This window comes from Enterococcus sp. 4E1_DIV0656 (assembly GCF_002140695.1).
Classification (GTDB): domain Bacteria; phylum Bacillota; class Bacilli; order Lactobacillales; family Enterococcaceae; genus Enterococcus_D; species Enterococcus_D entomosocium.
Map to the genome: position 1 here is coordinate 98412 of NZ_NGLF01000005.1, position 11499 is coordinate 109910.

7 protein-coding genes are annotated in these 11499 nt (G+C 38.6%); all 7 read right to left on the bottom strand.

Features of this window, described 5'->3' with window-relative positions; all coding sequences use genetic code 11:
- Positions 1-118 precede the first annotated feature (118 nt).
- Entirely contained in the window at positions 119-466 is a 348-nt protein-coding gene (locus A5882_RS19515) for a hypothetical protein (protein WP_086373590.1), read from the bottom strand.
- A 45-nt stretch (positions 467-511) separates the two neighbouring features.
- Positions 512-1783 carry a helix-turn-helix domain-containing protein gene (locus A5882_RS19520; RefSeq protein ID WP_086373591.1) on the bottom strand — a complete coding sequence of 424 codons (1272 nt, stop codon included), beginning with the start codon at positions 1781-1783 and terminating at the stop codon, positions 512-514.
- A 77-nt stretch (positions 1784-1860) separates the two neighbouring features.
- On the bottom strand, positions 1861-6837 hold the full coding sequence (locus A5882_RS20215) for a WxL domain-containing protein (RefSeq protein ID WP_254908568.1): 4977 nt from the start codon (positions 6835-6837) through the stop codon (positions 1861-1863).
- A 141-nt stretch (positions 6838-6978) separates the two neighbouring features.
- Positions 6979-8037 (bottom strand): DUF916 and DUF3324 domain-containing protein, encoded by a 1059-nt coding sequence (locus tag A5882_RS19530; protein ID WP_086373592.1) that lies wholly within the window; start codon positions 8035-8037, stop codon positions 6979-6981.
- Positions 8038-8120: 83 nt separating this feature from the next.
- Positions 8121-8948: a WxL domain-containing protein gene (locus A5882_RS19535; RefSeq protein WP_086373593.1), complete on the bottom strand. Its 828-nt coding sequence runs from the start codon at positions 8946-8948 to the stop codon at positions 8121-8123.
- Positions 8949-8966: 18 nt separating this feature from the next.
- Positions 8967-9299 (bottom strand): LPXTG cell wall anchor domain-containing protein, encoded by a 333-nt coding sequence (locus tag A5882_RS19540; protein WP_086373594.1) that lies wholly within the window; start codon positions 9297-9299, stop codon positions 8967-8969.
- Between the two features lie 339 nt (positions 9300-9638).
- Positions 9639-11111 (bottom strand): helix-turn-helix domain-containing protein, encoded by a 1473-nt coding sequence (locus A5882_RS19545; RefSeq protein WP_086373595.1) that lies wholly within the window; start codon positions 11109-11111, stop codon positions 9639-9641.
- Positions 11112-11499 lie beyond the last annotated feature (388 nt).

An 11499-nucleotide genomic window follows, 5' to 3' on the forward strand; every position in this document is an offset into this window, starting at 1 on the left:
ATTTACGAGTTTATGGACACAAAAATAAAGTGCCACACTTCAATTGTTGCATTCAAAAAGAGTGGTCAAAAAATGATTAATTTCTGACCACTCCATTCTGTAAAAATTAAAACTGATATCATACTATATGAAAAATAAGCGAAAGTTGGTCTTTCATCTCTAAGTCGTAGCCACACAACTCTTCAAAATAATCTCGATAATCATTCTCAACAATTCGAATGATCTCTTCATTTGAAAAGTCTTCAAAGTGAATCAATTCCGTCAATAACATGAATTTGGCATCTACACCCAAAATCTCAGGAAAGACATGCCAAAAGGTCTCTTGCGAAATACCTTCAATCAGCTGACCTAATTTTTTAACTTGATTATCTAAATAAGTCGTTAAGATTGTTCGCTCTGGACCTGCTTGGTCAATTGCTGCTTGAAACTGCTTGATATATTCATTCTTTGTCTTTAATTGAGTCATTGTCTGTTTCCTCCTTTCTTTAGTCAACTCTTTAGGTAATACTACTTACAAATCAATCCCCTTTAACGCTTGATTGATTTCTTTTTCTTCAGGTATGATCGAAAGCCACACCACATTCGTGCTTTCCTGGGGTATTTTCCCATTCGTTATAATCACTTGGCGATTGATTGGAGTGGTTTGTATGCCTTCTATTAAGTAATAGCCTTTCTTTTGTAAATAATGACGAACACTCTTTTTTATCCACTCTTGTAAAGCCAGACTGCCCGTTAATTGGAACGTAAGAACTAATGATCGTTCGAAACGTGCTTTACTACCATAATAATTCTTCATTAGCTGATCGAAGAATTGTTTTTCTTCTGTCTGTCTATCAGCCGCGGCTTTTGTGGTTTGGCTTACAGATAATGGGAAGAACTGACTCATTAAAGCAATTAAGGTTTCAAAGAAAGGAACAACCAGCTCTTCAAAATCCCTAATCAAATAATTATGGCCATACTTCGAAGAAAACTGTCGGATAAATTCTTTCTGACGTAGCGGATTTAAAAACTGTTCTTCGTTTAACGACGATAGAAACAAGGCTGCTTTTTCTTGTGGTGGCAAAGAGAGTATAACCGTTTCATCCAGTGCGGCACCGATTCTTTCTTGCGCTTTCTCTTGGCCTTTTTTTAACTGTAAGTATTTTCCCTGATCGATGCGCCATTGCGCCACTTGATGCCACTGATTCAGGCGAATCGGATCTAGCGCCCAACCTCCAGACTTGTTCAATTGATAAAAAGAGTCCCATGATTCGATTCGTTGTTCTAACACGTTTGGACAAAGAGGTAGCGTAAAGTACAAGTCATACATGAATTGGCGGATAGCGGGTTCACTTCCTTGTAATTGATTGTCGTTTCCGACAATCATCAAACGGTACTGTTCCTCCAATAGTTGGACAAACTGTCGTTTGATTCGACCAAAGCTAGCAGGAGAAAGGTTGAAGGTTTCCGCCCACTCCTGATTCGTTCTTCGAGTCCCGACAAGTAACTGATCCGCATAGAAAAACAACGGTTCTTTGTCTACTAAAGCTTGTTTTTTCTTGGTATATGTCATAGGGTGTTGAAATGAAAGGTGGTAGCCATCCTCTCCTCCGATAAGCAGGATCGACGCTTCAAAATATTCTTTTATTTGTTTAATATCCGATTGAATCGTCCGCGGTGTACAACCTAGATTCATAGCTAAGTCTTTGCCTGTCATGGTTTGATTCTCTTCCAACTGATCTAACATCGTCAACCAACGCTTGCTTTTTTCCTGATAGATCATGCGATAAAATAGCTGACTCATTGCTTCTCCTTTCTAGTAACTATTCTGTTAATAATAGTAGAAAAAGGAAAAGAGAGAGGTCTCTTTCCCTTTTGTTGTCAATTGCCGGGAACCGCACTCAACTCCCAAAGAAGGGTGGCAGAATAAGTAGTAGCTTCTGGATTTGCGCCTTTAGGCACATCCAGTGCGACACTTTCTCCTGCTGTCTCCCCATCACCAAAGCGATAGATCCAAGTACCTGTTCCTTCAGTTCCTTCCGCACGAATCAAAGTTCGTTTGTTTCCTGGTACCAACGTTAAAGGATTGGTGACTTGTAAAGAAGGGGATTCTCCACCGTTTGCGGTCGCTAGCTGTTGATTCGACAGGTTTAATCTCGCTCCGATAAGTTCTTGATTCGTTTGATTCTTAAACTGTTCTTTTTGTGTGACCGCGAGTTGCCAGCCATTGCGGTCGTTTTCTGAACGTCGATCACTGATTTGAACATAGTTTGGTCGTTCTTCAGACTCGTTCACTGTTCCATCTTCATTCAGTAAGCGTTGCGGCTGGGCAAAATAGGTTTGATCTCTCGCCGAGATACCTTGCGTACCAAAGTGGAATTGCGAGACAAAATCGACACTTAAACGTCCCTGATCTTCAGGAAGCTGAGGTTTGTTTTCTGGATTGATTTCTGTTTCTGGAGCTAATGGATCCACAGGTGAAACAGGTCGCAGGTCCTGGACCGTTAAAACCGTTGCTTCATCAAACAATTTATCACGAAAAGAAAGCGGGGATTTTGGATTGATATTCCCTTGTTCATCATTCGTTATAGGCGGATTCATAACCCTTGCAGCTGTAGCAGATCCCTCACGGTCTTTTAAGAACACTTGAATTTTATCGTCTTCTCGTAATGAAAGATCACTAAAGTCTAATGCGAATGTGCCATCATTTTCAACAATAACATTTTCTGTATTTATTGGTTCTCCATTATGGGTAGCTGTAACCGTTACTTCTTTATTTTCCGTGAATCCTTTAATCACAGTACTATCATTCGAAACCACAGAAGAAGAAAACTTGGCTGGTGTTGCCGGGACGATGGGAAAGACTTCTATTGTATCTGTTAATATAATATTTTCATATCCTTGTGTTAACTCTCCAGAAGTTAAGCGAACGTCTTTAATTTTAACCTTATCTCCTTTTTGTAGGTGCTCTTTTAACTCTACTTCAAATAATCCAGCACGTGGTTCTTCGCCATAGATACTGATGCCTGGTTCTTCATTTGAGTGCCCCACAGTTTTCGCAGTATATTCTGATTTTGTTCTATTGGCACGTTCAACTTCTACAATGACTGTAACTTCCCCATCCCAAGCAGAGCGGCTTTCTTCCAATCCTACTGGAATACTAACATGCCCATGGATTTTCTTATCCGCATTTGTTGGAACTCTGAGTTCATCAGCGATTGCCCATCGAGCATTGTTTGAACTCAATCTGGAATAAGCCGTCAAACCAGTATTCCCAAAGGTAGAGGTATTCAATATTTCTGGTTGATTCGTTACTCCTAAAGTATTGAAATTTGTCCCTGAGAAAGAAAAATCTAAAGTTGGGAAGTTTAAATTAGGGTCACCATCTAAGTTTGAACCATTTTTCCAAACTGCTAGGTCACTATTTGATGCCTTTAAACTAGATCCGCTTGCGACATTAAATATATTCCCTCCACCAGAACGATTATTTCTAAAATCCATAAATAAAGGATTGTCAAATTCTACATTTAAGACACCTGCTCTAAATACTCCACCAGTAGCAGTTGAAGTCCTTCCTATTGCTTCAAAATAACCACCATTGCTATTCTCTACTTTCCCCGTTCCAGATAGATCTATAGATGGTCCATTTTCAGCTAAAATAGTAACTTGTGACCCCGGATCTGTTACGGAGAATGATGTATTATCTCCAGAAGTTAAATGAATACCCTGATTGCCGCCAGCGGTATTTCCATTACTAACTTGTCCGTCACCAGGATTATTTATATACAATTTTCCACCATTAGAAACCCTGATATGATTATTATCACCCAGCATGCGTATTCCAGGAGCATTTCCACTAGATTTATCAATAACCACATTGCTATTATTGATATTAAATTCACTAAATCCTGAATTTAAAAATCTCAACGTGGCCCTTGCATTACCGGATGAACCATCAACAGTTGTACTACCTGTCGTTCTGTTTGATTTTAACAGCAATTCACTTGTATCTTCTACTGTGTATTTATTTTCAGTTCCCTGTAATACTATAGCGCTCGACATATTCGCTTCGGCTTGTAACAAGGATCTTTCTGAAATAATAAAATTTATTTCACTTTTACCATTAGTTCCTATAAACAAGCTTGCATTTTGATTTGCTTCAGTAGTCCAATTACTCTTAAGATAAACTTTAGCTTCTTTACTAATAGATATAGTATGTTTAGTTCCTGCTAAATGAACGGAATTTGCTGCATTCGTAGAAACATTAATCTCAGATCCATCTATTACTTGGAATAGTCCATTATCTGCTCGAAAGAAAACGCCTCTCTTCGCACCTGCTATCACATTAACATCTAAAATAGATTGATTCCTCACTGTTAATTCTGATGATTCTCCTACAAATTGTATAGCATTATTATCTGTATCTGTTGCATCACTTGTCGGTCCACTTGTGTTCAAAATTAATTTGGATTGATTTTCAATAATCATCTTTGAACGTGCTCCATTAAATAATATATTTCGGGCTATTCCACTTCCACTGGTTAACTTCACTTCACTGTTGTTTTTTATATTTAATAGGGAATCCTCAGCATTTAATCGAATTCCATTATTAGAACCACTCATGGCTAAATTCAGTTGGCTCTCATCAATAATGATTTCTCCGTTAGCGTTATCTGTGTATAGAGGTACTCCTGTTGTAGAGTTTGAAGCTAAATTGGTTTTTATTAATTCAATTTTCCCGGACACCCTTAACGCTTGGGCTGTTGTTGTTTCGATAGTATTTTTTGATTCTGAGGATATATAATTTGAATTACTACCGTTTAAACGTACTGCTTGTCCCGTTAATCCTTTAATATTTAGATCAGAGTTATCTAGCACTTGGAATAACCCATTACTTGCTTGGAAGAAAACGCCTCTCTTCGCCCCTGCCGTTACGTTAACATCTAAATTTGATTTATTTCGCACTGTTAATTCTGATGATTCTCCTACAAATTGTATAGCATTATTAGCTGTATCTGTTGCATCACTTGTCGGTCCACTTGTGTTCAAAATTAATTTGGATTGATTTTCAATAATCATCTTTGAGCGTGCTCCACTAAATAATATATTTCGGGATGTTCCACTTCCACTGGTTAACTTCACTTCACTATTGTTTTTTATGTTTAATAATGAGTCTGTACCGCTTAATCGAATTCCATTATTAGAACCACTCATGGTTAAATTCAGTTGGCTCTCATCAATAACGATTTCTCCATTGGCATTATCCGTAGATATAGGTAATCCTGTTGTAGAGTTAGTAGAAAGGTTTGAACTTGATATATTAATTTTTCCGTTTACTCTCATCGCTCTCCCAGTTGTTGTAGTTAAATTCGTATTAGAGTTTGCTATCGTTAAAATCCCGTTCTGCCCTTCTGACCGAATTGCTTCTGCGGTCGCAGAAGTTACAGAAAATTCCGAGTTATTTACCGTAAGTTGCGAATTGTTTCCAGCAAGATATATTCCTCTTTTTGATAATGTCGTTCGAAGAGAGAATGTACTTTCTTGATCCAAGCTAAACTTAGGAGATACGCCGGAAAGGACGATCGTATTGTTAGTTGTGTTTGTTGGGGTTGTTGCAGTAGCTGGCCCTATTGTACCTACTGACAAATGTCCATTTTGAACGGCTATTTCTGGATTTTCTCCTCTTAGATCAATCGTATTCGCCACTCCTGCGGTAGTTATGATCGTAAATGTGGCTCCCTGTTCTACTGTAATCTTGGGATCCGCTACTGTAGCAGAAGAAAACAAGACCGTCGCATTCCCGCGACTAATCGTTACTTGCGCTTGATTCATTGCTTTGACTTCTTTTGCTTCGATGAACGTTTGTGCAGAAGCTGTACGTGTAAAGTTTGATACACCACCTGTAAAGTGAATGCTTCCTTCAGGAAGAGAGGCTAATCGCATGGTATTCGCATTCAATTCAGTTATATCTTCCAATTCAACGGTCCAATTTTTACTGTTTTCTACCGTTGCGTTGATTAATGGTGTAACCCCAACTTTTGTCAGTGTCGCATTTTCAAGTCGAATGGTGCTTGCTTGTGTTACTTCTTCTAGTTGAAAGTAAAAGCCATTGATACCAAACGTCAAAGTATACCCATTCCCTTGGATAAGTAACGGACGATCCACAGTTAGTACGTTTGCGGTAGCCTCTGTCAAATTTGCTTGAATAGAAATGATCCCAATATCAGGATTACCAACTGCTTCTCTGAATTCTGCCATCGTAGCGACTTCTGCAGTTTCTCCCTCAAAGACGGTCGGTTCGACCACTTGTGACGCTTCATCGGTCTCTTGCTCATCGGTTTGTTGCTCCTGCGGAGCTTCTGATACAGGCTCACGTACTTCTTCTGCCGGTTGTTCATTTTCTTGCGCTTCTTCTATTCCATTTTCTTCTTTTAATTCTTCTTGTCCTGCTTGATCCTCATCGGATGATTCTGTTTCTTCGACTGGGACTTCCTCACTCGTCTCTTCTTTCTCACTGATTTCTAAATGAGCCGTCGTTTCTTCCACCGACAGTTCATAGTTTCCCGCCTGTTCAACTATTAAAGAAAGGACAAATGTATTTTGTGCACGTTTTGACTGAACGATCCATTCGTTAGGCTGTGCTCCTTCCTCAACTGAGATCCCTGTTGGTAATTGATCTTTCAAGAGCGTTGCTTCTTCTGGTAAGAATACTCGTGCTTCGGAAACCTCTTGATCAGAAAAGAATGTCACTTGCATGTGTTCATCTACCGTTCCTTGCATCCGAGAACGCGTAAAGAAAAAGCGCGGATCACTGATCTGTTCTTCCTCCAGATAGTTTTTCATTGGCGGAATTTCCATTAGTTCTTGTTCCTCAGTGTCCATCGTTGTCTCTGCGTAGACCATGCCGACAGGCATGAATACAGCCTGCATGATCAAGATGGTCGTCCCTAACATAAGCATCGGTCGTCTAAATCTCGTGGTCATTTCATTCACTCCTTCTTACTGCTCTTGCTCGTTTGCTCTTGCTTGCTTCTTTTGAATCAATAGATACAAAATGACGCCAAGCAAAAGAATACCCAAGACGATTGAACCAATCATCCACCAATTCAAGCTTGTATCAATGGTCACATCCGCTCGATTCAATGCTCTGGCTTTATCTGCTTCAATGGTAAACTCCCGCTCCCATGACCACTCTTCTTCACCAGAGATTGCTTTTAATTTCAGTACATACTCCCCACTTTGAAAACGATCGCCTTGAAGCGAAATCGGAAAATTGAAGTTAGAATTAGGAGCCATCTGCATCATTTCTTCACTGGCTTCATAGAGAACTTCCTCTTCTCCTAGACGCTGAACGGTCGCGTCCACTGCCATGCGATTCACAAAAGTAGGGGTGAAGTTCTGAATCGTCGCACTAATGACATTGCGGTAATTCAACTGATCCGCAAAAACATCTAACAGATCAAGATCCGGTTGAATCGAATCACGGGAGTTACTGACAACGACTCCAATAACATAGGCAAATTCATTTTTGATCGCCACACCTTCTTCATCACTGGTCGTTTCTTCTTGTTCTTCTTTGATTTCCGTAATCCGTAGGCCGCCAGCTAGAAAACCTTCAATCGACGCTTCAGGCATATGTAAAGGGACCGTGATCGTTTTGGTTTCATTTCCTGCTAATTCAATGACACCCGAAGGGTCAATTAATTCATCCAGTGAATACGAAAGGCTCGTATCTGGTTCTTGAGCATCTTTGCCATACTCCACGACCCCATGAACATTGGTATATGCTGTATGTGGCGTTACTTGCACTTGAATCGGTTCACTACTGGCATTTTGGAGTTTCAATGCCAAGGTTTCTGTTTCTCCAGCAGCTAGGTTCAAATCGAAGTAACTACTCGATCCTTCGACCTGGCTTTCAGGAAATTCTGGCGTGACATAAAAAGAGAGTGTTTCCTCCGCTTGAGCTATTGCGGGGAAGAAAACAAAAAGTAGGGAAAACAAAGGAAGTAGCCACCAAGTGGCTTTAAGAGGACGATTCGCTAAGGTTGATTGTTTCACTGTGGGTCTCCTTTCTTAGAAAAACAGCGCCACAAATACATGCGACGCTGCCGAGAGTTTCTCATAAAATCCATCCAAGTGACTTATACGTCGATTTCTGGATCCGTTTCTCCTGGACCATCTTCTCCTGGAGTTGTTGTTAATTCCCAAGTCAGAGTGGAAGTATACGTTGTCGCATCTTTGGCTGTTGTCCCTGGAATCGATAATTGAATGGCTTCATTTTCGACGATTTCAATCTCGTCATCCGCAAATTTCGTGTTTAAGTCGGCTTGGTTCCCCCAGACAACAGATGAAGCTCCTGCGCCTTTGGTTTGTTCTGCAGTCATAACTGAGCGTGCCGCACCATTTGGCAAGAGAGTTAATCCAGCTGCATGCGTTACCGGCGCGTTTTCTTGATTACTTCCTACATACTCCATGTAAGAATCTACAAAGGTGATTTCTGCACCAGTCAATACATTGTTTTGTGTAGTTGACGTAAAGTCAGAAAGGCTTACTTGCAAGTCCCATCCTTCGTTGGTCCCACGTAGATCTTGTACTTGGGCAAAAGAAACGTAAGGGACTTTGTTTTCGTCACCTTCGGTGCCGCGCTGTTGTTGCATCTCAGCGACCATATTGTAGACTTGATCTTGATTGGAGATCACTTGAGAACCAAAGTTCATTGCTGGTGCCATTAAAATAGATAACGGTCCAGTCGTCTCAGGTACGATTGGGTCAATCTCTACGTCTGGTCCTTCTTCAGGATCAATCGGTGGAATGACTTCTAGTTCGCCGTCTTCATCGGATGCTGGTACGAACTGAACTTGCCCTTCGGTCGTAACTTCTCTTGTCTCATCGGCAAACACAGAAACTGCGCCTCCGGCTAAAATAGTACTTGATAATGCGGCGATTGTTGCTAAACGAATAAATTTCATGTGATAATTCCTGCTTTCTCATGGTTTTAGTTTTGTATTTTGATTGTTTAGTCGTTTCCATAAAAGGAAAACGATGGTGACTAGAAGAACGCCCAACCAAATGAGCCATGAATGCACAACTTCATTTGTTTGTGGCAGTGTTCCACCTGGTTTGGCCACATCAGTGATTGGCGGTCTCACACTACTTTCGGGTGGTGTTGGATCAGGTGTGCCGATGGGTTCATAGACACCAGTGAAGCCGATTGTCCCATTTGTTTCAACGCGTTGCACTTCTTGGGCAACCGCTATATTGGATGAAAAAACAGCAACCAATAGAGCGGTTATAATCCATCCTTTTCGTTTTTTAGACATGTCCCTCCTCCTTTATTTGTCTCGAAAACCTTCGTTTTTTAGAATAGATAATTGTTCTCTATTCTCTAAAATAGAAATCTTATTCTAACAATATTTTCGAAGCATTTGATTGACTCAAATGTCTTTTTTTGTCGTTCTACCGAAAACGAAGGTTTTAGGGAAAACAAAATAAATATTTGGCTAGCAAGCTTCGCCGTGATTTCAGAATACGATTTTAAGCCACTGATTGAAAATCACGATTTACCTATATATATGAAATACAGTGAAAAATAGCTGCAAAAGCCTTGATTTTTCAGTGTTTTTAAAAGTCAAAAAAACCACTGAATTTCACCAGCGGCCTTAGATAATATATTCATTTAGTTTAGTGGCTATATTTAACCAGTCTCGTTCATCAGGTATATCTTTGATCAAAAGGTAATCTGTATCATTGGTAAATTCAGACAAATAGCGACTATAATTTGTTACAATTAAGTCCATATCAGCGTTCATCAGCTTTTCTTGCGATAAAATCTGGATAGGAACAAAAATCAACGTGTGCTTTTCACCAAACAACTGTAGGGCTTTGATACGTGTATATTGATAGGCTAAGTGATTTCCTTCCAAAAGGAAGAAAATTTTTTTCGATGGCGCATAATAATGAATCAAAAGAGAACTATAGATCGTAAGACTTATGCAAACATCTTGAATATATTTCTCAGAAAGGGGAAACTGTTTTTTATAACGTTGTAAAAAAGTAAGATTTTGGGCATAGTGTTTTTCATCATGACTGCTTACTACGTTTAATATATCTAACATAGCTTTATTTAGGACAGGTTCTATGCTGTCCTTTATTTTTATTGATAAGAAGAAAGACTTAAGAAATACGGTTAATTTAGAACGTTCTTCTTCTTTTATTTTCAAATGGATTAAAAAGTCTCCTGTAATTTTATCAATTTCAGGCCATAAATTAAATTGAGTATAGAAATTTTTTTCAAATCGTTCATAATTGAATGTTCTATTGCAAACAGTAATTAAATAGATCCATGCAAATTCAACCTTTGGAAGTTGGACACCGAATATATCTTTTATTCCTTCTTTTAAAGAGAATAAAACTAAAAAGTCTTTTTCTTTATAAACCCTTTCAAGTATTTTTTGAGGGATTCTTACATTTAATCCCTGGTTGGATCTTCTTATCGCTATATAAAATGTATAGTAAAAAGCGGTCGGAGTTGTACCCGATGCAATTTCATAGGAATCAAAACTTAGCTGCTCGCCCACTGTTTTTAAAACTAGATCACGCAATTTTTTTTCGGGTATAACAGAATATGGCGTCTCAATTCCTTCATAGAAAAAATCCTTGAAAAATTTTCTTAAGCAAGCTTCAGTTCCACCTATTCTCAGCGGATTTGACACCCATTTTAAGCCATAGCTTTTTAGCAATGGGTTACATTTCGCTAGTATTCGCCGAAATGTAGTTTCAGAATAATTATAAAAATGAGCTAACTCATCCACACGATCTAAGCGTCCGTAAAAAATATTTTTAATTAATTCAAATAAAAACTCATTTTTCAACAATTCTTTTTTTTGCTCCTTATACAAAGAAAAGTTTACTTCTTCAAAAATAAAACCATTACTTCCAGAGAAAAAAGTAGCACTGCCTTTAAAATGTTCTTTCAAATGCCGTATATCATTTGCAACTGTTCGTTGAGAAACTTTGAGCTCGTCTGCCAGTTCTCCAATAGTAAATACACGGTTTCTTTCAACAATATTAATAAGCTTGAACCAACGAATAGTTGTTTGATTACTTATGAAATTTAACTGTAGTTCCCTCATATAGATTCTCCATTCAAAATATACATTGCTTGTATGTACACTATACAAAAATTTTTGCTATTTTAAAAGAATATACCCTTTTACAATAGCAAAACAGTGATAAATAAAATTGAAGCAATGTTAGTCTTAATTGTAAAAAGTAGGCTGAAAAATACGAATATTGTTATCTTAGGACTATGTTATCTACTAATATATTTTATAAGATGATTTAAATGCTTCTTGCACAGCTTATTCTGAAGTGACATTCAATCGAGATTAATATGTGATATTTTACTTTTTGACAAATGTGGTTAAATATTCCAACGATGCATATTTCAAGCCGATTGATTTTTATGTTCTTTATAGTACAAACATATGGAAAATAGATCTGTTGGCTAGAACCTTGAGT

Excerpts from the sequence above, each read along its gene's own strand:
- A5882_RS19535 (WP_086373593.1), bottom strand. The coding sequence starts at position 8,948 with ATGAAATTTATTCGTTTAGCAACAATCGCCGCATTATCAAGTACTATT.
- A5882_RS19540 (WP_086373594.1), bottom strand. The coding sequence starts at position 9,299 with ATGTCTAAAAAACGAAAAGGATGGATTATAACCGCTCTATTGGTTGCT.
- A5882_RS19520 (WP_086373591.1), bottom strand. The coding sequence starts at position 1,783 with ATGAGTCAGCTATTTTATCGCATGATCTATCAGGAAAAAAGCAAGCGT.
- A5882_RS19545 (WP_086373595.1), bottom strand. The coding sequence starts at position 11,111 with ATGAGGGAACTACAGTTAAATTTCATAAGTAATCAAACAACTATTCGT.
- A5882_RS19515 (WP_086373590.1), bottom strand. The coding sequence starts at position 466 with ATGACTCAATTAAAGACAAAGAATGAATATATCAAGCAGTTTCAAGCA.
- A5882_RS20215 (WP_254908568.1), bottom strand. The coding sequence starts at position 6,837 with ATGGAAATTCCGCCAATGAAAAACTATCTGGAGGAAGAACAGATCAGT.